We start from the raw sequence: 24,218 nt of genomic DNA on the forward strand, positions 1-24,218 counted from the left end.
GGCGGGGCTCACTTGCGGCCCGGGGTCCAGTTCATGCCCCAGCCGTAGGCGGCGTCGATCGTGCGCTGCGGGCTCACTCCGCGCTGCGGGACGAGATAGCGGGCCTCGCGCTGCACGGTGAGGTCTCCCCCGGTGTTGGTGATCAACGCGAGCGCGCAGACGGTGGAGGGCACGGTGCACTCGTCGAGGGAGAAGTCGATGGCGGCGCCGTGCTGCGGCCGCAGGGTGACCGTGGCGTGCAGATCGGCGAAACTCCGGGCGCCCTCGTAGACGGTGACGAAGATCAGAAGGCGGCGCAGCCGGTCCTTGTGGTCGAGGTTGACCGTGAGGTTCTCTCCGGTGGACAGGGCGCCTGTCCGGTCGTCGCCGTCGAGATGGATATAGGGCGGCCCGCTGAGGGAGCCGAAGGAGTTCCCCAGCGACTGGACAACTCCCTTGCTGCCGTCGGTCAGTTCGTAGAGCGCGCAGAGATCGAGATCGAGGTCGGCGTGCATCGCGATGGCCCGGCCGAGTTTGGCGCCCCAGCTCTTGAACTGTTTGCGCACTTCCCAGTTGAGATTCACGTGAAGGGCGCCGGAGGTGCCGCCCTGTTTGGACAGGGAGACGGAAGGCGCTTCCTTGGTCAGGGTGATCTTCGTCAGCCTGACAGGCTGCGTCACGGGCTGAGGCACCGGCTGAGGCACGGCTTGAGCCGCGGGCGGGGTGACCGGCCGGGGCGCGGGCGGACTCGAGGTCGGGCGGGGGCTGCGGGGCCGCTGTGCCTGTTGCGGTTCGTCGACGGAGATACCGAAGTCCGTGGCGAGGCCCTCCAGGCCGGTGCTGTACCCCTGGCCGACGGCCCGGAACTTCCAGGCCCCCTGGCGCAGGTAGAGCTCACCGAGGATGAACGCGGTCTCCACGGTGGCGTCGGCGCTCTCGAAACGGGCCGTCTCCGCCCCGCTGCGCGCGTCCACGACCCGTACGTACAGCCCGGTCACCCGGCCGAAGTTCCCGCCGTCCGCCGAGGCCGCGACGACGATGCGGTCGACGGCGGGCTCGATACGGGAGAAGTCGACCGTGAGGGTGTCCGTGACCCGGTCCTGGTCGGTCACCTTGCCCTCGTGGCGTACGGCTCCCGACGCGTGGGCCGGCTGGTTGTAAAAGACGAAGTCGGCGTCGTCGCGCACCTTTCCCGAGGAGAGCAGGAGCGCCGAGGCGTCCACGTCCGGTCCTCCCGGGGCCGCGCGCCAGCCCAATTCGACCCGCACGGCCTGAGCCGGCACCGGAACGTTGGTTCCTTTTAGCATGGTCATGCTCGCCTCCATGAGGAGTCCGGCCGCCCGAAAGCCTTTCCGGGGACAACTTAATCCCCGGTGTGGCGCGGAGCACACAGCCGCGACGGGACCGGCCGGGCGTTCCGTCGGTAACCCCTCGTGAACTCGCCCTTTACACGATCACGGGGCCCTTGGGTGCCCTTTTTTCCCAAGTTCGCTCGCATTGGGGATCGCTGTTCACCCACAACCCCCAAAGCAACCCTCTTATCGGGCTCCCCAATCAGCACATCGTGGGCTTAACTTGGGTGTCATGACCTCCCCCGCTCCACCTACGGTGGCGGCTACTACGCCGCACCGTCGTTCCCCGACACCCCGATCTACGACTCCCTGGTCGCGGAACGGGGCACCCCTCAGATCGCGCCGATCAGAGTGCCTGCCGCGTACGACACCGGCAACAGCTATCTGCCGGCCCTGCCGTCGGCGCTGCCCGCCCTTCCTCCGGCTGCCTCCCAGCCGTCGTACGGGTACCAGCAGCCCGCCCAGCAGCAGTACCAGCAGGCGCCGATGCAGCCCGCACTGCAGCACGCTCCGGCGCCGTACATCCCGCAGCAGCCCGGCATGGCGCGCGGCTACCAGCAGCAGCCCCAGCCGCAGCGCCCCGCGCCCGGCACGGGTTACGAGTCGATGCGTCCGGCTTCGCCCCGTCCCGCGCCGGCGCCCTCCCCTTACGAGGACCCGTACAACCGCCCGTACCAGGGCCGGGGGTACTGACCGGCTGGCAGGATGACCGCATGGATCTTCCCGTGCTCCAGGCCGTCCACGTCCATCCGGTCAAGTCACTGGCCCCGTACGCGCGGAGCGAGGTCGCGGTCGAGCCATGGGGACTCGAAGGCGACCGGCGCTGGATGGTCGTCGACGCGGCGGGCAGAGCCGTCACGCAGCGGCAGCGCGCCCGCATGGCGCTGATATCCGCCCGGCCGCTGCCGGACGGGGGGATCGAACTGTCGGCGCCGGGCAGCGGGCCGCTGGCCGTCGAGGCCCCGGCGCCTGGCCGTACGGTCACCGTGGATCTGTTCAAGCAGGAGATCGAGGTCGTGGAGGCGTCGGGGGACGCCCACGCGTGGCTCGGTGCGTACCTCGGCGCTGAGGTCCGGCTCGTCCATCTCGACGCGCCCGCCCACCGCAGGCCCATCCCGCCCGAGCACAGCCGGCTCCTCGATCCGGCGCACGCGCGCCCGGGCGAGACCGTCAGCCTCGCCGACGAGTTTCCGTTGCTGCTCGCCGGCGTGTCCTCGCTCGACGCCCTGAACGCGCTCATCGCCCAGGGCCAGTACCCGGACGAGGGGCCGCTGCCGATGGACAGGTTCCGGCCGAACGTCGTCGTGGCGGGCTCCCCCGCCTGGGCGGAGGACGACTGGCGGCGGATCACCATCGGGGACGTCCCGTTCCGGGTGGTGAACTCGTGCGGGCGCTGCACCATCACCACCACCGACCAGACGACGGCCGAGCGCGGCAAGGAGCCGCTGCGGACGCTCGCCCGCCACCGCAGGGCCGGGAACAACCTGGTCTTCGGCCGGCATCTCATCCCCGACACCGCCGGAGTGATCAGGGTCGGGGACCCGGTCCGCGTCCTGGACTGACCGGGCGGCCGGCGAACTCCCCCGGGCGGTTACCGGTCCCGACCGGGGCAGGACCGGCACAGGCCCCTGACGAAACAGGCTTCCCGGCCCCGGTTCGCGGGCTCCGTGGGCCTGATGAGCAGCCGGCTCGTCAACTCCCGTCCGCCGCGCGCGCTACGGTGGACCGGCCCGCCCGACTCCTCGGCAGGCGGACCCGGACCCAGCGCTGCCGGAGGCCGGCCGCGCCGGACATCGCACAGGACGCGGACAGGCACGAGGCAGCGCACACGGCACGAGGTGGGGGCAGAGCAGCACCATGGCACAGGGCACGGTCCAGGTGACGCACACCGGCACATCGCGATGGCGGCGCCGCACGGGTGAATACGCCTCCCTCACCGCCGCCCTGGAGGCCGCGGCCGACGGCGACGTGCTCACCATCGCCCCCGGCACGTACCGGGAGAATCTCGTGGTCCACCGCGCGGTGACGCTGCGCGGCGCCGAGGGGTCCGTGGGTTCCGTGCGGATCGCGCCGGTCGACGGCGTACCCCTCACCGTGCGGGCGTCGGCCGTCATCCAGGACCTCCACGTGGAGGGGCAGGACTCCGCGGCTCCCGGTCTGCTCGTGGAGGAGGGCACGCCGGAACTCTCGGATCTGCGGATCGTGACCCGCTCGGCCGCCGGGATCGAGGTGCGGGGCGGAGCCAGGCCCTCCGTGCGCCGCTGCACCGTCGACAACCCGGCCGGCACCGGCATCGCCGTGCTCGACGGGGCGGGCGGTGTGTTCGAGGAGTGCGAGATCGTCTCCGCCGGGCAGTCCGGGGTCTCCGTACGTGACGGCGCACACCCCCGCCTCGAACGCTGCCGGGTCCACCACGCCTCCGGCGCCGGGCTGAGCGTGACCGGCGAGGGCAGCTCCCTGGAGGCCGTGGGCTGCGAGGTGTACGAGATCAAGGGCAGCGGGGTCCAGATCACGGCGCGCGGCACCGCGCACCTCACCGACTGCACCGTGCACCGCACCTCGGGCGACGGCATCACGCTGGACACCGACGCGGTCCTCACACTCGCCGACTGCGACATCCACGACATCCCGGAGAACGCGGTCGATCTGCGGTCCCGGTCGGTGCTCACCCTGACCCGTTCCACCGTGCGCAGGTTCGGCCGCAACGGGCTCTCCGTCTGGGACCCGGGCACCCGGGTGGACGCCAACCAGTGCGAGATCCACGACAGCACGGGCGACTATCCGGCCGTCTGGGTCAGCGACGGCGCGACCGTGATACTCGATTCGTGCCGCGTCCACGACGTGCCGGACGCCCTCTTCGTCCTCGACCGGGGCTCACGCGCCGACGTGGTGGACAGCGACCTCTCGCAGATCCGCAACACCGCCGTGTCCGTGAGTGACGGGGCCACCGCCCAGCTGGACGACTGCCGTATCCGGGAGGCGTCCACGGGCGCCTGGTTCCGAGACCACGGCAGCGGCGGCACACTCAACAACTGCACCATCGACGCCGCGCAGACCGGTGTCATCGTCACCAAGGGCGCCGACCCCACCATCGAGCGGTGCACGGTCATCTCGCCGGCCGAGGCCGGTTTCTACGTCTCCGCCGAAGGGCGCGGCACCTTCACCGGCTGCCGGGTCACCGGGAGTGAGGGCTACGGCTTCCACGTCATGGACGGCTGCCGCACCACGCTGAGCCGCTGCCGTACGGAGCGCTGCGCCCGCGGTGGTTACGAGTTCGCGGAGGGCGGCGCGTCCCAGGGCGACGGGCACGGGTCGGGTCCCGTCGTGGAGGACTGCACGAGCGACGAGAGCGGGCTGCTCGGCGCCGGGACCCCGGCGCCCGCGGTCCTGACGGCGGCCCAGTCGACGCCGGGGCTGCTCAGCGTGATGCCGGACCAGCGCGTGCGCACCGCCGAACCCTCCCCCGCAGCCCCCGCCGAACCGGTACGCGACTCGGGGGCCGTCCTGGGCGAACTGGACGCCCTGGTGGGCCTCGAAAGCGTCAAGCGCGAAGTGCGGGCCCTCACCGACATGATCGAGGTGGGCAGGCGCCGCAAGGAGGCCGGGCTCAAGGCGGCCTCGGTGCGCCGCCACCTCGTCTTCACCGGCTCCCCCGGGACAGGCAAGACGACGGTGGCCCGGCTGTACGGGGAGATCCTGGCCTCGCTCGGGGTGCTGGAGCGCGGTCACCTCGTCGAGGTGTCCCGGGTGGACCTCGTCGGCGAGCACATCGGCTCCACCGCCATCCGTACCCAGGAAGCGTTCGACCGGGCGCGCGGCGGGGTCCTGTTCGTGGACGAGGCGTACGCCCTGTCACCTGAGGACTCCGGCCGGGACTTCGGCCGCGAGGCGATCGACACGCTGGTGAAGCTCATGGAGGACCACCGGGAGGCGGTGGTGGTGATCGTCGCCGGGTACACGCACGAGATGGAACGGTTCCTCTCCGTCAACCCGGGTGTGGCGTCGCGCTTCTCACGGACCATCACCTTCAGCGACTACATGCCCGAGGAGCTGCTGCGCATCGTCGGGCAGCAGGCCGACGAGCACGAGTACAGCCTGGCGGACGGTACCGGCGAAGCGCTGCTGAAGTACTTCGGCGAGCTGCCCAAGGGCCCCGCCTTCGGTAACGGACGCACCGCCCGCCAGACCTTCGAGTCGATGGTGGAACGGCACGCGGGAAGGGTCGCCCAGTTCGCCGAGACGAGCACGGACGACCTCACCCTGCTCTACCCGGAGGACCTGCCCGAACTGCCCTGAACCTCCCCGTCCGCCTGGTGGGGCAGGACCGGGCCGAGCCGTTCGAGCAGCACGGCGCGTTCCTGGGCGAAGGCGGGGTCGGCCTGGTAGTCGGAGTGGCCGAGGATCGGTTCGGGCAAAGGGAACTCGGTGGTACGGCCGTAGACCAGCGGGTCCTTGAGCGGCCCCCGGTCCACCTCGTGCCGCCCGCCCTCCTCGATGCGCACCGGACCGCCTATCGGGTCGGTCGCGCGCCACAGGTTGCGCCAGCAGTGCACGGAGTGGTGCAGCCCGGCCAGGGGCACGGTGCCGAAGTAGGCCGGGAACCAGCGCCCGTACAGCCGCTCGATCGGCGAACCGTAGGTGAGCAGCGCGACCTGGTGGCGGGCGGCGGCGGGGAGCTGCCAGACCGCGGCTGCGGCCAGGACGCTGCCCTGGGAGTGCCCGGAGATGACGAGCCGGCCTCGGGTGCGTCCGGTCCAGGCCGCCATCCGGGACGACAGGTCGGGGACGGCCCGCTCCGCGTAGCAGGGCGGGGCGAAGGGGTGGGCGGCGCGCGGCCAGAACGTACCGACGTCCCAGAGAATGCCGATCGTGCGCCTGGCGGAGACGTCGCGATAGGCGCGCCGGCCCCAGGTGACGAACAGTATGAAGCCGACGCCGACCATCCAGGAGCCCGTCGACTGCGCGGCTTCGGCGAGCGATTCGACGGCGGGTGCGGCACCGTCCATGGCCAGACCCGGCACCTGGGTGGTGGCCATGGAACCGGCGACCGCTCCGGCACCGAGCAGCAGGGTGGCGCCCGAGAGCGCGCCCAGGAGCCGGGGGGCGGAGTCGGTGAGCGCGGCGGTGGCCCGGATCATGGCGATCCGCCGGGTCCGTGCGGGGTCGGGTTCCTTCTCGGCGTACTCCGCCTCGACGGCGGGGCCCAGGCGGCGGGCTCTGCGGGCGGTGCGGACGACCAGCGTGAGGACGGGGACGAGCAGGAGGAGCAGGAGGACCGGGATGACGGATGCCTGCCAGCTGAGCAGGACGGGCGGGCCCTCGATGAGGGACCCGCGGCCCATCCCCGGGGTTCCGGAGCCGTCGAGCCAGTCGGCGACGCGCTGGGCGACCCCGCCGGTCATGACGCCGCCGAGCGCGCAGGCGAGCAACGCCACCGCGGGGCCGCCGAGGCCGTAGAGCGTGGTGCGGGGTTCGGGGTTGCGGGCGTAGAGGATGAGGGCGACGGCGGCGAGAGCCGTGACCAGGGCTCCCTGGCCGATGGTGAGCAGCCTGAAGGTGGTCTCTCCCGGCAGCGCGCCCTCGGAGACCCAGCCGGGGCGCGACCAGGCGGCGTACACCGCGCTGAGGAGGAGCAGGACCACCGCGGCGCCGGGCAGGTAGGTGATGACGGCGCGGTCGAGGCTGTTGTCCAGGCGGCGTTCGCTGCGGCCCCGGCGGCAGACCACCAGGACCACGAAGAGGCCGCACAGGACGACGGTCGCTTCCAGCAGGGCTCCCAGGACGGCCGGTACGGGGCTGTCGGCGGCCCGGTCGTGGCGGGCGGCGGCGCCCCCCACGGCGGCGGTGACGGTGAGCAGTCCGGCAGCGGTGTGCGCGGCCCGCAGCCGGGCGACGAGCCGGCGCCCGTACCAGAAGCCGGGCCTGCCCAGCGCGGGCCGGGAGGCGGGCGGGACGAAAACGTCCGAGGAAGCCGGTCCCGCCTGCGCCTCGCCCGTCTCCGTCCCCGGCTGCTCCGGTTCGGCGCCGGCGAGCGGACGCTGGGACTCGTACGCGCTCCAGGTCCTGTTGGACAGGTACCAGAGCAGCGTCACGAGTGTGGTGGGCACGAGCGCGGCCACGACGAGCCGGCGGCCGGGCTGCGACCACCAGCCGCCCTGCTCCGTCGAGAGGAACCCCAGCCAGGAACGCTGTCCGGAGCACCGCGGCTCCCCCGCGCACTGCCAGGCCGCCAGGTCGAGGGCGACTTCGCAGGCCGCCGCGGTGAGGAGCACGGTGAGGCTGAGCGCGAGGAGACGGACGAGCAGTCCGTAGAGGCGGACCGCCCGGCTGCGGCCGGGCGCGCCGGGCCGCATCCAGTGGGCGAGGTTGACGACCATGAAGGGGAGCAGGAGCAGCCAGAGGGCGCGGGAGCCGTTGCCCGACGTGAGGTTGGCCCAGCAGTACGCCTCGGCGACCGGTTCGTCGCCGTGCCGTGCCGGATCGTGCTCGGCGGCCAGGTCCTCCGTACGCCGGTAGATGGCGGCGGTGGCGTCACCGGTGACGCGGGTCGTGCGGGGATCGCCCAGCATCTCCTGGGGGGTGGCTCCGCCCACGCCGTGGACCAGGAGCTCCAGCGCGGCGCCGGGGCTGTGCGGGGGCTGTGCGGCAGGGGGCACTTCGGTGACTCGCTCTCTGGACCGCCGGCCCGTGGGGGCGGCGGGGACGACGGTGGACCCGGGGCGGTGCGCGGTCACCAGAATCGCGGACGCGGGCCGCCCGTGGCACCGTTCTCGCCGAATCTCCCCCGTGACACGGCCGGAGGCGGTGCGTGGCAGGATGAACACGTCCCGCAGCCGGCTGCGGGACCCCACGACCAGACGGAAGGACCGGACCCGGCCTTGAGCGAGAATCAGAACCTGCTCGCGGAGCAACGGCGTGCGCTGATCCTCGACGAGGTGCGCAAGCGTGGCGGGGTCCGGGTCAACGAGCTGACCCGGAGGCTGAACGTCTCCGACATGACGATCCGTCGGGATCTGGACGCGCTCGCCCGCCAGGGTGTCATCGAGAAGGTGCACGGCGGCGCTGTCCCCCTGGTCGGGACGAGCACGCACGAGCCCGGTTTCGAGGCCAAGTCGGCGCTGGAGCTGAGCGCCAAGGAGGACATCGCGCGGGCCGCCGCCGCCATGGCCCTGCCCGGCAGCGCGATCGCGCTCTCCGGCGGTACGACCACGTACGCACTGGCGCAGCAGCTCCTGGAGGTGCCCGAGCTGACGGTCGTGACGAACTCGGTGCGGGTCGCCGACGTGTTCCACAGCGCGCAGCGTCCGGCCGCCAACGGCGGCGCCCGTACGGGAGCCGCCACGGTCGTGCTGACCGGTGGGGTGCGGACACCTTCGGACTCCCTCGTCGGTCCCGTCGCAGATCAGGCGATCGCCTCCCTCCACTTCGATGTGCTGTTCCTCGGGGTGCACGGCATCTCGGTGGAGGCCGGGCTCTCGACGCCGAATCTGGCGGAGGCCGAGACGAACCGGCGCTTCGTGCGGGCCGCGCGGCGGGTCGTCGTGGTGGCCGACCACACCAAGTGGGGCACGGTGGGACTGAGTTCCTTCGCGACGCTGGACGAGGTGGACACCTTCGTCACCGACGCGGGGCTGCCGTCCGCAGCGCGGGCGGAGATCGAGGAGCACCTGCCCGGCCTGGTGGTGGCGGGCGGCTCCGCAGACGCCGCCCTCTAGAGGGCCGCCCGGATATCTGTCCGGGGTTCCGCTCAGCTGGCGGCGGGCCCGGGACGTCCTAGGATCGTGGTGTGGCCGTCTTCCGGATCGAGCGTTTCACCTCCCTTCCCGCCGCCGACGCATGGCGCCGGGTGACCGACTGGGAGCGGCACGGCGCGCTCGTCCCCCTCACCTCGGTGACCGTGCCCACCGGGCTGCCCACCCGGATCGGCACCGTTTTCGTGGCCCGGACGGGCCTGGGTCCGCTGGCGTTCGACGACCCGATGGAAGTGGTCAGGTGGACCCCGCCGGCGGCCGGCCGGGCGGGCTTGTGCCGGCTGGAGAAGCGCGGTTCGGTGGTGCTGGGGCGGGCGGCGATCGACGTCTACCCGACGGACTCCGGTTCGCACGTGGTGTGGGTGGAGGAGGTGCGCGTCCGCTTCCTGCCCCGGTGGGCCGATCCGGTGGTCGCCTCCGCGGGCCGCCGGGCCTTCGCCCGGGTGCTCGACAGGCTGCTCGGCGGGACGGGGCGCCGCGGTTCCCAGGCCGGCGATGTGACCGTCACATGATCAAGTCGTTGTCGGTGTGACGGTTTCCGCCTACGGCTCAGAAGGCACCGATTACATGCCGATCCACCACCCGCAGCGACCGCGGCAGCTCTCCGGCGGCGACAGCGCGACTTCCGGGGTGCAACAGGCCGAGGCCGCGCTCGTCGAGCACTATCCGCGTCTCGTCCGGCTCGCCTACCTCGTCCTCCCGCCGTCGCTCGGCCGCCACCGGCGCGTCCTGGCCGCGCACGGGGCGGTCCAACGGGCGCTGCCCGGTCCGCGAACGAGCCCCGAGCGCCCTCCCGCCCCCGTTCTCCCGCGCGTCCCCGAGCAGAGTCGGGCCGCCATATCCGCCGAGGGAACCGACCGGCGCCCCGAGGCTCCCGCGTACGTCTGGGTCCGGCTACGGGTGCTCCGCACCGCGCTGGCGTACGAGCGGCGGCCCCGCTGGTGGCCCGGCCGGTTCCCGGCTCCGGCCGCACTGCGCCCGGCGGTCCCGGTCGTCTGGGGTCTGCGGCTCTTCCCCGCGCGGGAGGTGTGGAGGAGCTCACACTGGACCGGGCGCTCTCGCAGGTGCCGGGCGCGGTGCGTGCCGCGTTCGCCCTGCGGACGCTGGAGTCCCTGTCCGACGCGGAGGTCCGCGCGCTGCTCGGACAGGCGGGCTGCGCCGATCCGGCGCTCGCGGTGCGCGCGGCGGGACGGCTGGCGGGGGACGACCGGGCCGGGGCCGAACTGCTGCTCCGCTCGGGCGAGTTCGATCCCTGCACGGTACAGACGCGGCCCAGCGATCTGCTGCGGCGCCGGAACCGGCTGCGCGCCGTGGCGGCCGCCGCGGCCCTGTGCGTGGCCGCGGGCGCACTCGTGGCCGTGGCGGGGGACGGCTCATCCGGCGTCGCGGACGCCGGGCCCGGGGGTCGCTCAGCGGTCGTCCCGGCGCTCGAACCGGCCGGGCTGCTGCGGTCGGACGCCCAGGAGTGGGCGGACACCTCGCGCCTCGACTTCACCGCCTGGCCCGCCCGGGGCGGCCGTACCGACGACCGGGAACTGCTGGGCCGCGCCCTGGATGTCTGGGGGCGGACGCCGCGCACCACGACGGTCTCCACCACCGCGGGCACGGTCGCCGTGCCACCGGCGCAGCCGCCCAGGCTGCTGTACGCGGGTGAGGTGGACGGCGCCGCGGTGGTGCTCCTGCACGACGGGGGCGTACGTCTGGTGCGGTACGCGGAACCGCTGGCCGGGGGCGGTGTGTCCGCCCTGGACTTCGCGCGGACCGATGACGCCGGGGTGACGACGGGCGCCGCTGTGGTGATCAGCCGCACCGGTGACGGCGCTCGGTTCCTGCTGGCTCCCTGGATCGCACGCAGCGCCACCCGTGACCTCCTCGCACCGGACGTCCCGGCCCGTGACCTGGACGTGGCTCCGGACGGGGTGACGGCCGCCGTGCCGCGCCCCGCGCCCGGCGGCGCCTGCGACGCGTGGCCGGCGATCCAGCTGAGCTCCTCGGAGCGCGTCGTCGAGAAGCACGCCTTCCTCCTGACCGACCTCGGCGATCTGGCACCGGCGCATCTCACCTACACCCCCCGGCCGGCCGGGGGGTCGCGGGCGCGTCAGCCGCGCGAGGCGACCAGTCCGCCCGCGCTGCTGAGCTGGGCGCGTACGGCGTGCTCCCTGCGGGCGGTGCGCGGCAGCGGTGTCCGCGCGGTCAACAACTGGGAGTTCGCCCGGCAGACCCTGCCCGAGGGCGGGGCATCGGCGGGCTGGCTGTGCACCAGGGCGGACACCTGGCGGGGGCCGGGCCGGGTGCTGGTCCAGTTCGTCCAGCCCGGCCCCTCCCGCACCGCCCCCGCCACGGTGGTCGCCGACCGCGACGACACGGCGCTGTGCAGCCGGTTCGGTCAGCACATCCTGGCGGGTACGCGCTGGAAGGCGCCGTCGGGCCGGTGGTACGTCCTGGCGGCGGGCAGCCGGGCGGTGAGCCGCATCGAGGCGACCGGTGAGGCGAGTGGCGCGGTGGACGGGACCACGCTGGCGGTACGGGCTCCGCGGGACGCCTCGGTCGAACTGACGGGCAGGCTGCGCACGGGCGGGACGCTGACCGCGGTGCGGTGAGCGGAGTGCGCACCACGGCAGATGTCTGAGGGGCGCGGCCGGGCGGCTACGCCGGCCAGTTGCCGGTGGCCAGGAAGTGGTCGATCGTCCCCGCGTACGGCGCGATGTCGAGGCCCTGTCCGCTGAGCCAGCTGTCGGAGTAGTACTTGTCGAGGTAGCGGTCGCCCGGATCGCAGATCAGTGTCACGACGCTGCCGGTGCTGCCCCGCTCCACCATCTCGGCCACCAGCTTGAAGGCGCTCCACAGCCCCGTACCCGTGGAACCGCCCGCCTTGCGGCCGATGGCGCGCTCCAGCGCGCGTACCGCGGCGATGCTGGCCGCGTCGGGCACCTTCATCATCCGGTCGATGGCGCCGGGCAGGAAGCTCGGCTCCATCCGGGGCCTGCCGATGCCCTCGATGCGCGAACCGCAGTCACTGGTGGCCAGCGGATCGTGGTGGGTCCAGCCGTCGAAGAAGCAGGAGTTCTCGGGGTCGGGCACGCAGATGCGGGTGTCGTGCTGCATGTAGTGGACGTAACGGGCGATCGTCGCCGAGGTGCCGCCCGTCCCCGCCGTGGCGACGATCCAGGCCGGCTCCGGATACCGCTCCAGGCGCAACTGCTGGTAGATGGACTCGGCGATGTTGTTGTTGCCGCGCCAGTCCGTGGCCCGCTCCGCGTAGGTGAACTGGTCCATGTAGTGGCCGCCGGTCTCCGCGGCGAGCTTCGCGGACTCCTCGTACATCCTCCGGGAGTCGTCGACGAAGTGGCACTGTCCGCCGTGGAACTCGATCAGCCGGCACTTCTCGGGGCTCGTGGTCCGCGGCATCACCGCGATGAACGGCACACCGATCAGCTTGGCGAAGTACGCCTCCGAGACGGCCGTCGAGCCGCTCGACGCCTCGATGACGGGCTTGCCCCGGCGGATCCAGCCGTTGCAGAGCCCGTACAGGAAGAGCGAGCGGGCCAGCCGGTGCTTGAGGCTGCCGGTGGGGTGCGTCGACTCGTCCTTGAGGTAGAGGTCGATCCCCCACTGCTCGGGCAGCGGGAAGCGCAGGAGGTGGGTGTCGGCCGAACGGTTGGCGTCCGCCTGGACCTTGCGTACCGCTTCCTTCAGCCAGGCCCGGTGCTCCGAGTCGCTGCGGTCGACGTCCACGGTCGCCGCAGCCCCACCGTCACGTCTGTGCCCACTGGTCTCCATACGCGCTTCTCCTCGTGTGCCCGATACTCGCCGGCCTCCACGATATTCCCCCTACCTGCACAAACGTTGACTTTGATGGTCCATAGCCCTGCCTTGGCGTCCCGGCAGGGCGGGCGACTGGTGCCGAGGGCCCGGCAGAGGCACACTGCACTGGAGAGCACAGCCGAACAGGGGGCGATTCACCGTGCGGGAAGCGGAGTTCAGTGCGAGCGGGGTCAGGATCGAGCGGTGGGCGCGCTCGCTCACCAGGGCCGGTTCCGTGGTCGTCAAGGACGGCCGGGTGGCCCTGCTGACGAGCAACGGACGGGAGATCGACAGCGCCCCCGTGGGCGCGGTCAGCGTGGGCAGGGGATGGTTCCCGGCGGCCGGCTCGGCCATCGCCCGGCTCAACGGGGTGCGCTACCGGCTCACCATGGGGCAGCGCAACCGCCGCCACGACGGGGCCGCCCCGGCCCGCCGGCTGCTCGACGTGCTGCGCAGCGCGGGGGCCGGGGGCGGTCGGCGGTGACGCTGGGCCACCGCGAGTTGCGGAGCGCCACCGCCTGCGTCACGCTGGACCCACGTCACTGATGGTGCACCGGCGGTGACACGGTGATCCAGTCCCCGCCGGAGCGCGACCCGCAGACCAGAGACAGCGGCCAGCCATCTGCTATCCGTCCCTTCGTCTTCTTCCGGACCTATTTCGGGGAGTCGCAGCCGTGATCAGCGAGCCAAGCAGGCACTGCGCGGTGGAGCTCCAGGCCCTGCCGCCGCGGATCGGTCAGGTCCGCAGAATCATCTCGGCGCAACTGCGCTACTGGCATCTCGATCCTCTGATCGACCATGCGGCGCTGGGCGTCACCGAGCTGCTGACCAACGTCCACCGGCACGCCCAGCCGGACAAGTCATGCACCGTGGAGATCGAGTTGCTGCTCGACCGTCTGACGGTCTCCGTCCACGACCACGACCCGCGCCTGCCGACGGTGGGCGCTCCCGGCGCGGACGCCACTTCGGGGCGCGGTCTGGCACTGATCGCCGCGGTCAGCGAGAGCTGGGGTGTGCGGCCCGCCGACGGCACGGGCAAGGCCGTCTGGTTCACCCTGCCCGCTCCGTGCGGTACGTCGACACTGCCACCGCTCGCGGTGTACGGGTCGACCACCGACGGCCCGTTCGCCTCCGCGAACCTCGGGACGGCCGCGCAGACGCCTGCCCGGTCGGCCGTCGTCGGCTGACCAGGGGGCGCCTAGGGGCGGCGCGGAGGGTCGCTGTCCGGGAAGCGTAGGCCCTGTCAGGTGAGCGCGGCGAGCGGGTCGTCGAGCACCGGCTGCCAGGCCAGTTCCGCCGCGCCCACCAGGCTGTTGTGCGCCAGGGTGCACGGCAGGATCGGCACACTGCCGCTGCGCCCCCACAGGCTGCGGTCCGCGACCACCGCGCGGAGCCGCTCCGGGTCGGCGTCGAGGAGGTCCCGGTGGAGTCCGCCGAGGACGATGCGGTCCGGGTTGAGGATGTTGACCAGTCCGGCGAGGCCCAGGCCGAGCCGGTCGATCAGTTCCTCGGCCGCGTTGCGTACGGCGGCGTCGTCGTACTCCGTACGCAGCAGATCACCGGCCTGTTTGAGCAGCGACTCCTCAGGCCCCGGCTCCCGGCGGGCGGTGGTGAGGAAGGCGAGCGGGTCGGTCTCCACGTCCAGGCAGCCGCGTCCGCCGCAGTGGCAGGGCCGCCCGTCCGCGTTCACCGTGAGGTGCCCGACCTCCAGCGCGAGCCCGGAACTCCCGCTGTGCAGACGTCCGTCGAGGACCAGGGCGCCGCCCACACCGCGGTGCCCCGTGGCGACGCACAGCAGGTGCTGGGCGCCGCGCCCCGCGCCGTGCCGGTGTTCGGCGAGGGCGGCCAGGTTGACGTCGTTCCCCGTGAACGCGGGGCCGGTGATGCCCGTCTCGCGGACGCACTCGGCGAAGATCTCGCGGACGGGGGCCCCGGCGGGCCAGGCGATGTGCAGCGGATTGAGGGCCGTGCCCTCCGGTTCGGCGACTGCGGAGGGCACCGCGAGGCCGGCGCCCACGCAGCGCAGCCCGGTGTCGCGCAGCAGTTGGGCGCCGGCGGCGACGACCTCTCCGAGCACCTGGGCGGGGTCGGCCATGACGGCGACGCAGCCGGGTGCGGTGGCGACGATGCGGCCGCCGAGTCCCACGAGCGCGGCACGGAATCCGTCGGCGTGGACCTGGGCGGCGAGGGCCACCGGGCCGGTCCCGCTGACGGCGAGCCGGTGCGAGGGGCGGCCCTGCGAGCCGGCGGCCGAGCCCGGGCTCGAGTCGACGCGGATGAGCCCGAGCGCCTCCAGCTCGGCGGCGACAGCGCCCGCGGTGGCGCGGGTGACGCCGAGTTCGGAGGTCAGGACGGCGCGTGTGGGCGCGCGCCCGGTGTGGACCAGTTCCAGCGCGGGTCCGAGCGCGCTGCGGCCCCGCTCCAACTTCGTCCGGGTGGTGGTCGCCTTGCCGTTCATGGGGGCGAGTCTCCCATGGTCCGGAGCGCTCGCCGACGCTCAGGTGCCGTGCGGTGGCCGCCGGGGCCCGTACCGGGCGGCCGTCTTGCGCCGGTCGTCGCGGCACCCCTATGCTGAGTTTGTGCCGCAACTAAACAAACTGCGGACGGCCCTACCGGGGGGATCTGGCGGAGACACCGCCCCACCTTCGGCGGCCCGACTCCGTACCGCCCTCACCGTGTTCTTCACCCTCGACGGTTTCCTCTTCGCCGGCTGGGTGGTCCGCATCCCGGCCATCAAGCACCAGACCGGCGCCACCGCCTCCACCCTCGGGCTCGCCCTCCTGGGGGTCTCCGCCGGGGCCGTGATCACCATGATGCTCACGGGCGCGCTCTGCCGCCGCTACGGAAGCCACGGGACCACCCTGGCCTGCGCCGTCCTGCTCTCCCTGAGCGTCGCGCTGCCCGCGCAGACCCACTCGCCGCTCACTCTCGGGCTGGTACTGCTGGTGTTCGGTGTCGCGTACGGCGGTGCGAACGTCGCCATGAACAGCGCCGCCGTCGACGTGGTGGCCACCCTCGGCCGCCCGGTGATGCCGAGCTTCCACGCCGCCTTCAGCCTCGGCGGCATGATCGGCGCCGGGATAGGCGGACTGGTCGCGGGAAGCCTCTCCGCGGCCACCCATCTGACGGTGCTCACCTGCACAGGGCTCGCGGTGACCGCGGTCGCCGGGCCGGTGCTGCTGCGCCACAAGGAAGCCTCCTCGCCGGCCGCCCCCGCCGGTCGGCCCGCAGCCGCTCCCCCGCGGCGGCTGCGCGGGCGGGCCCGCCGTATCGTCCTCCTCTTCGGCGTGATCGCCCTGTGCACCGCGTACGGCGAAGGCGCGCTGGCCGACTGGGGCGCCCTGCATCTGGCGCAGGATCTCAAGGCCGCACCCGGTCTCGCCGCCGCCGGATACTCCCTGTTCGCCCTGACCATGACGATCGGCCGGCTCAGCGGCACGGCCATGCTGGAACGGCTCGGCCAGACCCGGACACTGACCCTGGGCGGCGCTACGGCCGCGGCGGGCATGCTGCTCGGGGCGCTCGCGCCCACCACCTGGCTCGCCCTCGCCGGTTTCGCCGTCACCGGTCTCGGGCTGGCCAACATCTTCCCCGTCGCGGTCGGCCGGGCGGGCGAGCTCGCCGGTCCCAGCGGGGTCGCCGCCGCGTCGACGCTCGGCTACGGCGGAATGCTGCTGGGCCCGCCGGCCATCGGCTTCCTGGCCGACTGGTTCTCCCTGCCGGTCGCGCTGACGACGGTGGCCCTGCTGGCAGCGGCCGCCGCCGTGCTCGGATACGGCGCACGCAACGCCACCACCCACGCCTGAGAAAGTGCCGGGCCGTACGGCACCCGCCGCTGGCAGAATCCCGGCATGGAGATCGCCGAGCACATCACCTCCCTGTCCGACGCGGGCCTTTCACTGGCGGCCGCGGCCGAGGAGGCGGGACCGGACGCCCCGGTACCGGCCTGCCCCGACTGGCAGGTGCGCCATCTGCTGCGCCACACCGGCATGGTGCACCGCTGGGCCACCGCGTTCGTGGCCGAAGGCCACACGGCGTACCACCCCGATGGGGGTGAACCCGACCTGGACGACGTGGAGTTGACCGACTGGTTCCGTGAGGGGCACCGGCTGCTCGTCGAGGCGCTGACGGCCGCGCCCGCCGGCCTGGACTGCTGGTCGTTCATGCCCGCGCCCTCACCGCTCGCGTTCTGGGCGCGACGTCAGGCCCACGAGACCACGGTGCACCGGGTGGACGCCGAATCGGCGCTCGGCGGGCCGCTCTCCCCGGTCGGGACAGCTCTCGCGCTGGACGGCATCGACGAACTGCTCACCTGTTTCCACGCCCGGCCGAAGAGCCGGGTGCGGACCGGCACACCCTGCACGCTGCGGGTACGGGCCACGGACGCGGACGCGGCGTGGACGGTACGTCTGTCGGCGGAGCCGCCGCAGGCCGTACGCGACGGGGAGCACGCGGAACCGGAGCCTGTCGACTGCGAGTTGGGCGGTACGGCCGAGCAGTTGTACCTCGCGCTCTGGAACCGGCTTCCGCTGTCGGCCGTCACCCTCAGCGGCGACACGCGACCGGCCCGGCTCTGGGCGGAGAACTCGGGGGTCACCTGGTCATGACGGAGGACGGCCGCCCCGAGACGGCGGGTGGGCGCGAAGGCCCTGTTGCCCCGGCCCCCACCCCCTGTGACACTTCGGGGCATGGGACGACGCAGCCAGGAGGAGCGCGACGCCATCACCGTCGAGACCGGCTACGCCCTGGTGAGCGCCTGCTTCGTGGCGGCGGCCGGATTCCTCGGCGTCGTCTCCCCGGCTCTCGTCCTCGATCTGCCGGTCGCCGTCGAGCGCGTCCTCGGCATGATCGGCGGCGCGGTCGCGGCACTCGCCTTCACCGCCCGCCTCGTCCACGTCCTGTGGCGGTTCCCGAACCGCTCCGGGGCGCGTGAACTCCCCTCGGAGCCCTCGCCCCGGCCGGGCCGCCCGGGCCCCGGCCCGTAGGCGGGCACGACGAGCCGGCCCGCTCCCTGGAACGCGCCGCACGCCTCCTCGGACCGGTCGGCCAAGAGGCCCTACCGGTCCATCGCGGACAGGGCCCGCTGCGCGAGCGGGTGGGTGCGGACCAGCTCGGCGAGCGAGGTGGTCCCCCGGGTCACTCCGGCGAACGCCGTCCAGGCGGGCCGGAATCCCGTCAGCACCGCGTGCAGCACTCCGGGGCGGCGCTCGAACAGCTTGAGCATGCGACGGCCGACGCTCATCTCCACGCCGAGACCGGCCTTGATGGCGAAGGCGTAGTTGAGGGCCTGGCGCCGCGCGTCCACCGCGTCGTGCGCCTCCGCGACCCGCACCGCCCACTCACCCGCGAGGCGACCGGAGCGCAGGGCGAAGGAGATACCCTCCCGGGTCCACGGCTCCAGCAGTCCCGCCGCGTCACCGCACACCAGCACCCGCCCCCGAGAGAGCGGCGAGTCGTCGCTGCGGCAGCGGGTGAGGTGGCCGGAGGAGATCGTCGGCTCGAAGCCGGCGAGACCCAGCCGGGCGATGAAGTCCTCCAGATACCGCTTGGTCCCCGCGCCGTCGCCGCGTGCCGAGATCACCCCGACCGTCAGCGTGTCGCCCTTGGGGAAGACCCACCCGTAACTCCCGGGCATCGGGCCCCAGTCGATGAGCACCCGCCCCGCCCAGTCCTCCGCGACCGTCTCCGGGACGGGGATCTCCGCCTCCAGGCCGAGATCCACCTGGTCGAGCTTGACGCCGACATGTGCTCCTATCCGGCCCGCACTGCCGTCGGCGCCCACGACCGCCCGGGCGAGCACGGTCTCGCCCCCGGTCAGCACCACGGCGACCGTACGGCGGTCCGGCACGGCGGACCCGTGCTGCTCGACGCGCACCACCGCGACCCCCGTGCGCAGCTCGGCGCCCGCCTTCTGCGCGTGCTCCACCAGGCCCGCGTCGAACTCGGGCCTGTTGATCAGCCCGAAGAGCATGCGCCGGGAACGGCGGGTGCGGGCGAACTTCCCGTTGAGGGAGAAGGTGACCGCGTGGACACGGTCCCGCAGGGGCAGTTCGAAGCCCGGAGGCAGCGAGTCGCGCGAAAATCCGATGATTCCGCCGCCGCACGTCTTGTAACGGGGCAGTTCCGCCTTCTCCAGCAGCAGCACCCGCCGGCCCGCCACGGCCGCCGCGTACGCCGCGGAGGCTCCGGCCGGGCCCGCGCCGACTACGACCACGTCCCATACCGACTCCGGTACCGACTGCTCTTCGTGCTCACGTCCGGCGTCTGCGTTCTCGCTGCTCACGATGTGCTTCTGCTCCTGATCCGACCAGTGGCCCCAGCTGCTCACGGCATCCTACGGCGCGGTGCGGCCGGACCTCCCTGTGGGAGGATCAGCCATGCTTTGTCGTACGTCCGACGCCGCACCCACGGTGTCACCCACGAGGCGCGCACACCACCGCGCCGTACACACAACGTCGCACCCACGAGGAGCGTGCCCATGACCGCCCGTCCGATTTCCGAGACCGTCGCCTCGCTGATGCCCCGCGCCCGGCGGGAGCTGTCCGAGCTGGTGGCGTTCCGGTCGGTGGCGGACCCCGCGCAGTTCCCGCGGAGTGAGTGCGAGGGGGCCGCCCGCTGGGTCGCCGACGCGCTGAGCGCCGAGGACTTCCAGGACGTCGCCCTGCTCGACACGCCTGACGGTTCCCAGTCCGTCTACGGTTTCCTGCCCGGCCCCGCAGGTGCTCCGACCGTCCTGCTCTACGCGCACTACGACGTTCAGCCGCCGCTCGACGAGTCCGCGTGGCTCTCCCCGCCGTTCGAGCTGACCGAGCGCGACGGCAGGTGGTTCGGGCGCGGCGCCGCCGACTGCAAGGGCGGCTTCATCATGCACCTGCTCGCGCTGCGCGCCCTCAAGGCGCACGGCGGCGTCCCGGTCTCGGTCAAGGTGATCGTCGAGGGCTCGGAGGAGCAGGGCACCGGCGGTCTGGAGCGGTACGCGGAGGCGCACCCCGAGCTGCTCGGCGCCGACACGATCGTCATCGGTGACACCGGCAACTTCCGGGTCGGTGTTCCCACGGTCACCTCGACGCTGCGCGGGATGACGATGCTCCGGGTGCGGCTGGACACCCTGGAAGGGAATCTGCACTCGGGCCAGTTCGGCGGCGCGGCTCCCGACGCCCTGGCCGCGATGATCGAGCTGCTGGCTTCGCTGCGCGCCCCGGACGGCACCACCACGGTCGACGGTCTGACCACCGGCGCGCCGTGGGACGGCCTGCAGTACCCGGAGGCGGAGTTCCGCAAGGACGCGAAGGTGCTCGACGGTGTCGAGCTGATCGGTACGGGCACCGTCGCCGACCGCATCTGGGCACGGCCCGCCGTCACCGTCATCGGCATCGACTGCCCGCCCGTCGTGGGCGCCACCCCCTCGCTCCAGGCGAGCGCCAGGGCCCAGATCAGCCTGCGGGTTCCGCCGGGCCAGGATGCCGCCGAGGCGACGAAGCTGCTCACCGCGCATCTGGAGTCGCACGCCCCGTGGGGGGCGCGGGTCGCCGTGGAGCAGGTCGGCCAGGGACAGCCGTTCCGCGCCGACATCAGCAGCCCCGCGTACACCTCGATGGCGGACGCCATGCGGCTGGCGTACCCGGGTGAGGAGATGCAGTCCTCCGGCATGGGCGGCTCCATCCCGCTGTGCAACACCCTCGCGGGCCTCTATCCGGACGCGGAGATCCTGCTGATCGGCCTGAGCGAGCCCGAGGCCCAGATCCACGCGGTGAACGAGAGCGTGTCGCCCGAGGAGCTGGAACGGCTCTCGGTCGCCGAGGCACTGTTCCTGCGGAACTACGCGGAGCTCAAGAAGGGCTGAGAGGGAGCAGGTCCGGTTCGAGACCGGTCTGTGCCGGGGCAGATCCTCGCCGAGAGCCCGACCACGGGGGCGCGGCCGCCGGTCAGGCTCTCGGCGAAGTCGCCACGAGCAGAATCGCGTGCGGCTGCACCGCGCCCACGCCTACGTTCGCCCCATGGATCTCGTCGAAGTACTCCCCAGCCTGCACATGTTCCGCTTCCGCATCGGCCAGGCGTACCTCTGGCAGGACGGCACGGACCTCACGCTGATCGACGCCGGTGACATCGGGGCGGCGCCCGCCGTCGAGAACGCGGTACGCGGGCTCGGCCTCGACCCGGCGGGCATCAACCGGATCGTCATCACCCACGGCCACCGCGACCACTACGGCGCCGCTCAGGAGCTCGCCGACAGGTACGGCGCCGACATCCTGGCGCACCGGCTCGACGCCCCATGATCCGGGGTGACGAGCCGGTGCCCGATCCCGTACTCCTGGACTGGGAGCGCCCGCTGCACGAGCACGGGCTGACCGTTCCCGCGGCTCCGCCCACCCGGGTCGACCACGAACTGGAGGACGGCGACGAGCTGCCGTTCGGCGGCGGGGCCCGGGTCGTCCACTCCCCCGGACACACCCCCGGCTCGATCGGAATCCACCTGCCGCGCCACGAGGTGCTGTTCACCGGTGACTGCGTGGCCGCCGTGGACCGCGTGATCCTGGGGGTCATGAACATCGACCCCGCGCAGGCCGTGGCCTCGTTCGGGCGGCTGGCCGCGCTCGCGCCGTCCACCGCCTGCTTCGGTCACGGCGACCCGCTCACCACCGACGCGGCGGCGCTCCTGCGCGCAGCGGCCGAGCGGGCCCAGGAGGAGTCCGGGCCTGACCGCCCGGGCGGCGCGGCGCCCGTCAGCCCACCGGCACGCCCGCTTGCAGATTGAGCACCGTCGAGCGCTCCCGGGCCCGCAGCGCCCACCGCAGCCGTTCGTGACGCAGAGGCGGCAGCAGTGACGCTGCCTCCTCCTCGGTGACGAAACGCCAGCCGCGCAGCTCCGCGTCCGGCAGGACCAGCTTTCCGGCCGCCTCCTGGCTCAGCAGCCCACCGTCGAAGAGGAAGCGCAGTCCGCCGCAGCCGGGGGCCGGGGCGCCTCCCAGTCGACGAGCAGGAGTCGCGGCACGGTGGTCAGGTGCAGCCCCAGCTCCTCGGCGACCTCACGGATTCCGGCCTGCGCGGGCGCCTCGCCCGGTTCCACGACACCGCCGGGAAACTCCCAGCCCGGCTTGTACGTCGGGTCCACGAGCAGGACCCGGTCCTCCTCGTCGAAGAACAGGACCCCGGCGGCGACCGTCTCCGCGGTGGGCTCCGGGGTCTGGACGATCTCGCACACCCCGGCCGCCCCGCCGCGTACCGCTTCGGCTATCCGCTCGGCCGTCTCGTACGGGGTGAGGGCGCTGGTGTCGATCGTGTGGGCGTCGGCGGTGATCCAGCCGAGGGCCGCCCGATAGGGCTCGATGTGCTCCACGGCCCGTGCCTGTGCGCGCTCGCCGGAATCGAGGTCGTCGGCGGACGGCCCACGCCCGGCGATACGTGACCGCAGGATCGTTTCCTCTGGGGCGAGCAGCACATGGCACACAGGAATGCGCCGGGCGGCCAGTCCCCGAAGATCTCGTCGCGGTACTCCTGCCGCAACAGGGTCATCGGCACCACCAGCACGCCCGGGAGCTCGGCGAGGAGCGCGGCGGCCGTGTCCACCACCAGCCGCCGCCAGATCGGCAGCTCCTGGAAGTCGGTCACCTCGGCGAGCTTCTTCTGCGGCAGCAGACGGGCCAGCGCCTCAGCGGTCAGCTCGGGGTCGTACACGCTGCTGTCCGGGAGCAGATCGATCAGTCCGTACGCGGCGCTCGTCTTGCCCGCGCCGAACGCCCCGTTGATCCAGACGATCACGGTACCCCCTCTTCCGTAGCCCTCTGTGGCTTGCCCGCAACACCCTGCCGGGGAAACCCCGTCAGGGCGACACCGCCGCGGTGGCCCGGCCGGCGGGTCCGTCGGAGGGCGTCCCGCCAGGGGAGCCCCGACGCCGGGGCCCGGAGGAAGCAGCCGTAACGAGAAGGGCCGGACGTCGTTGGAGCCTGCGTCGCGACAAGAACCACGAGGGAGCCGCGCCGTGCGCCGGACAGTGCTTGAGCAGTTTCCCGCAGGCGGACCGCGGGGCAGCCGGCCCGCGGAGGAGTTCGCCGAGGCCCGGCGCGGTGAGGGCATGGCGGCCGAGGTGGTGATGGACCTGGAGCAGGACGTCTTCCTGGTGGTCGTGCCGCAGCAGGCCGGCGACCGGGGCCGCTGACCTGACGCCCGGCAGGCCACTGACAAGGGGGGGCCTGCCTGACGAACCGGGCCCTGGGGAAGACCGCGTGCGGCCGCTACCGCAGAGCCGCGGCCTGAGGTGTCGGCGCTCCCGCGCCCTTCTCCTGTGACGCCCACGCCGCGGCCGCCGCGCCCACCAGCCCCGCGTCGGTGCCCATGACCGCGGGCGCCACGGTGAGGTGGCGGACGAAGGAGAGCGTGGCGTAGTCGCGCAAGGAGCGCCGCAGCGGCTCGAAGAGGACCTCGCCCGCTCCGGCCACTCCCCCGCCGATCACCGCGATGTCGATCTCGGCCAGCGTCGCCGTGGCGGCGATCCCGGCGGCGAGCGCCTGCGCGGCCCTGGCGTATGAGGCGATGGCCATCGGGTCCCCGGCGCGGGCCGAGGCGGCGACGGCCGCGGCGGTGGAGTCGCCGTCCGGTCCGGGAATCCAGCCGGCGTCCAGGGCGCGGCGCGCGATGTTCGGCCCGCTGGCGATGCGCTCGACGCAGCCTCGCGCGCCGCACGGGCACACATCGCCGTCGAGGTCCACGCAGATGTGCCCGATGTGACCGGCGTTCCCCGTGGGGCCCGGATGCAGTTTCCCTCCCAGGACCAGACCACCGCCGACACCCGTGGAGACGACGAGGCAGAGCGCGTTGTCGTATCCCCGGGCGGCGCCGAGCCAGTGCTCGGCCGCCGTCATCGCGACCCCGTCACCGACCAGCACGACGGGCAGCCCGCCGGTCGCCGCGGCCACCCGGTCGACGAGGGGGAAGCCGCGCCAGGCCGGGACGTTGACCGGGCTGACCGTGCCGGCCGACGCGTCCACGGGGCCCGCGCTGCCGATCCCGACGGTCCGGGCCCGGCCCCAGGACGAGGACGCCCGCAGCTCGGCCAGGACGTCCGCGACGGCCCTCATCACCGCTTCGGCACCGTCACGGGCGGGTGTGGGCCGCTGCGCCCGTACGAGGAGAGCGCCTTCGCAGTCCACCAAGGCGCCGGCGATCTTGGTGCCGCCGATGTCGAGCGCGGCGACGAGGTCGGTATCCATCGGTGTGGGATCTCCGGAGGGTGAGGTGGGCGGACCTGCGGGTTCAGCCCACAGTCTGCACGGTCTCCACTCAGCTGACAACGTTGTCCAGGGCCTATGCTCGTCGCCACAGCCTCCGGCCGCTC

General features: G+C 73.1%; 17 protein-coding genes and 4 pseudogenes. 14 read left to right on the forward strand and 7 right to left on the reverse strand.

The annotated features are described in order from the left end of the window. Positions 1-8: 8 nt before the first annotated feature. Complete coding sequence (locus Sfulv_RS02185; RefSeq protein WP_173310755.1) at positions 9-1,304, reverse strand: TerD family protein; 1,296 nt, start codon at positions 1,302-1,304, stop codon at positions 9-11. Positions 1,305-1,571: 267 nt separating this feature from the next. Here Sfulv_RS02185 and Sfulv_RS02190 point away from each other — a divergent pair. The 3 genes and pseudogenes from Sfulv_RS02190 to Sfulv_RS02200 form a co-directional block, all read left to right on the forward strand. Beyond that, positions 1,572-2,024, forward strand: a pseudogene (locus Sfulv_RS02190) (DUF6643 family protein); the annotation flags it as partial. 20 nt (positions 2,025-2,044) lie between these two features. Next, a complete protein-coding gene (locus tag Sfulv_RS02195; protein ID WP_173310757.1) occupies positions 2,045-2,893 on the forward strand; it encodes an MOSC domain-containing protein in 849 nt (282 codons plus the stop codon). Between the two features lie 295 nt (positions 2,894-3,188). Beyond that, positions 3,189-5,627, forward strand: coding sequence for a right-handed parallel beta-helix repeat-containing protein (locus Sfulv_RS02200; protein ID WP_173310759.1), 2,439 nt, complete (start codon positions 3,189-3,191; stop codon positions 5,625-5,627). On the opposite strand, the gene Sfulv_RS02205 is transcribed toward Sfulv_RS02200, so the two are convergent. After that, entirely contained in the window at positions 5,597-7,987 is a 2,391-nt protein-coding gene (locus Sfulv_RS02205; RefSeq protein WP_173310761.1) for a hypothetical protein, read from the reverse strand. The genes Sfulv_RS02200 and Sfulv_RS02205 overlap by 31 nt on opposite strands. Before the next feature lie 222 nt (positions 7,988-8,209). Between Sfulv_RS02205 and Sfulv_RS02210 the strand changes: the two genes are divergently transcribed. The 3 genes and pseudogenes from Sfulv_RS02210 to Sfulv_RS02220 all read left to right on the forward strand — a co-directional run bounded on the left by Sfulv_RS02210 (position 8,210) and on the right by Sfulv_RS02220 (position 11,682). Then, the gene (locus tag Sfulv_RS02210) at positions 8,210-9,046 is read left to right on the forward strand and encodes a DeoR/GlpR family DNA-binding transcription regulator (protein WP_173310763.1); all 837 of its coding nucleotides are present in this window, start codon (positions 8,210-8,212) and stop codon (positions 9,044-9,046) included. A gap of 71 nt (positions 9,047-9,117) precedes the next feature. Then, on the forward strand, positions 9,118-9,594 hold the full coding sequence (locus Sfulv_RS02215) for an SRPBCC family protein (protein ID WP_173310765.1): 477 nt from the start codon (positions 9,118-9,120) through the stop codon (positions 9,592-9,594). A 55-nt stretch (positions 9,595-9,649) separates the two neighbouring features. Then, positions 9,650-11,682, forward strand: a pseudogene (locus tag Sfulv_RS02220) (hypothetical protein). 46 nt (positions 11,683-11,728) lie between these two features. Here Sfulv_RS02220 and cds1 read toward each other — a convergent pair. Next, positions 11,729-12,862, reverse strand: coding sequence for an L-cysteine desulfhydrase Cds1 (gene cds1 / locus Sfulv_RS02225; protein ID WP_173310767.1), 1,134 nt, complete (start codon positions 12,860-12,862; stop codon positions 11,729-11,731). Between the two features lie 184 nt (positions 12,863-13,046). Here cds1 and Sfulv_RS02230 point away from each other — a divergent pair, with 184 nt between their 5' ends. Together Sfulv_RS02230 and Sfulv_RS02235 are read left to right on the forward strand one after the other, a co-directional pair. Beyond that, complete coding sequence (locus Sfulv_RS02230) at positions 13,047-13,370, forward strand: hypothetical protein (protein WP_173310769.1); 324 nt, start codon at positions 13,047-13,049, stop codon at positions 13,368-13,370. A gap of 190 nt (positions 13,371-13,560) precedes the next feature. Next, positions 13,561-14,073 (forward strand): ATP-binding protein, encoded by a 513-nt coding sequence (locus tag Sfulv_RS02235; RefSeq protein ID WP_173310771.1) that lies wholly within the window; start codon positions 13,561-13,563, stop codon positions 14,071-14,073. A 56-nt stretch (positions 14,074-14,129) separates the two neighbouring features. On the opposite strand, the gene Sfulv_RS02240 is transcribed toward Sfulv_RS02235, so the two are convergent. Next, positions 14,130-15,344, reverse strand: a complete 1,215-nt coding sequence (locus Sfulv_RS02240; protein ID WP_173310773.1) for an ROK family protein — start codon at positions 15,342-15,344, stop codon at positions 14,130-14,132. A gap of 121 nt (positions 15,345-15,465) precedes the next feature. Between Sfulv_RS02240 and Sfulv_RS02245 the strand changes: the two genes are divergently transcribed. The 3 genes from Sfulv_RS02245 (at position 15,466) to Sfulv_RS02255 (ending at position 17,871) form a co-directional block, all read left to right on the forward strand. Further along, the gene (locus Sfulv_RS02245; RefSeq protein WP_173310775.1) at positions 15,466-16,692 is read left to right on the forward strand and encodes an MFS transporter; all 1,227 of its coding nucleotides are present in this window, start codon (positions 15,466-15,468) and stop codon (positions 16,690-16,692) included. Between the two features lie 45 nt (positions 16,693-16,737). Beyond that, positions 16,738-17,493 carry a maleylpyruvate isomerase family mycothiol-dependent enzyme gene (locus Sfulv_RS02250; protein WP_173310777.1) on the forward strand — a complete coding sequence of 252 codons (756 nt, stop codon included), beginning with the start codon at positions 16,738-16,740 and terminating at the stop codon, positions 17,491-17,493. An 81-nt stretch (positions 17,494-17,574) separates the two neighbouring features. After that, positions 17,575-17,871 (forward strand): DUF6332 family protein, encoded by a 297-nt coding sequence (locus tag Sfulv_RS02255; protein WP_173310779.1) that lies wholly within the window; start codon positions 17,575-17,577, stop codon positions 17,869-17,871. A gap of 71 nt (positions 17,872-17,942) precedes the next feature. Here Sfulv_RS02255 and Sfulv_RS02260 read toward each other — a convergent pair whose 3' ends face one another. Further along, complete coding sequence (locus Sfulv_RS02260; RefSeq protein ID WP_173317528.1) at positions 17,943-19,169, reverse strand: geranylgeranyl reductase family protein; 1,227 nt, start codon at positions 19,167-19,169, stop codon at positions 17,943-17,945. A gap of 195 nt (positions 19,170-19,364) precedes the next feature. On the opposite strand from Sfulv_RS02260, the gene Sfulv_RS02265 reads away from it, so the two are divergent. Together Sfulv_RS02265 and Sfulv_RS02270 are read left to right on the forward strand one after the other, a co-directional pair. Then, on the forward strand, positions 19,365-20,729 hold the full coding sequence (locus tag Sfulv_RS02265) for a dipeptidase (RefSeq protein ID WP_173310781.1): 1,365 nt from the start codon (positions 19,365-19,367) through the stop codon (positions 20,727-20,729). Between the two features lie 154 nt (positions 20,730-20,883). Beyond that, positions 20,884-21,641 (forward strand): annotated as a pseudogene (locus Sfulv_RS02270) (MBL fold metallo-hydrolase). Here Sfulv_RS02270 and Sfulv_RS02275 read toward each other — a convergent pair. Beyond that, positions 21,610-22,645, reverse strand: a pseudogene (locus Sfulv_RS02275) (NUDIX domain-containing protein). The pseudogenes Sfulv_RS02270 and Sfulv_RS02275 sit on opposite strands and share 32 nt — an antisense overlap. A gap of 220 nt (positions 22,646-22,865) precedes the next feature. Between Sfulv_RS02275 and Sfulv_RS02280 the strand changes: the two are divergent. Beyond that, complete coding sequence (locus Sfulv_RS02280; RefSeq protein ID WP_173310783.1) at positions 22,866-23,042, forward strand: DUF8839 family protein; 177 nt, start codon at positions 22,866-22,868, stop codon at positions 23,040-23,042. A 76-nt stretch (positions 23,043-23,118) separates the two neighbouring features. On the opposite strand, the gene Sfulv_RS02285 is transcribed toward Sfulv_RS02280, so the two are convergent. Further along, complete coding sequence (locus Sfulv_RS02285) at positions 23,119-24,093, reverse strand: ROK family protein (RefSeq protein ID WP_173310785.1); 975 nt, start codon at positions 24,091-24,093, stop codon at positions 23,119-23,121. Positions 24,094-24,218 lie beyond the last annotated feature (125 nt).

This window comes from Streptomyces fulvorobeus, from assembly GCF_013167895.1.
Lineage (GTDB): Bacteria > Actinomycetota > Actinomycetes > Streptomycetales > Streptomycetaceae > Streptomyces > Streptomyces fulvorobeus.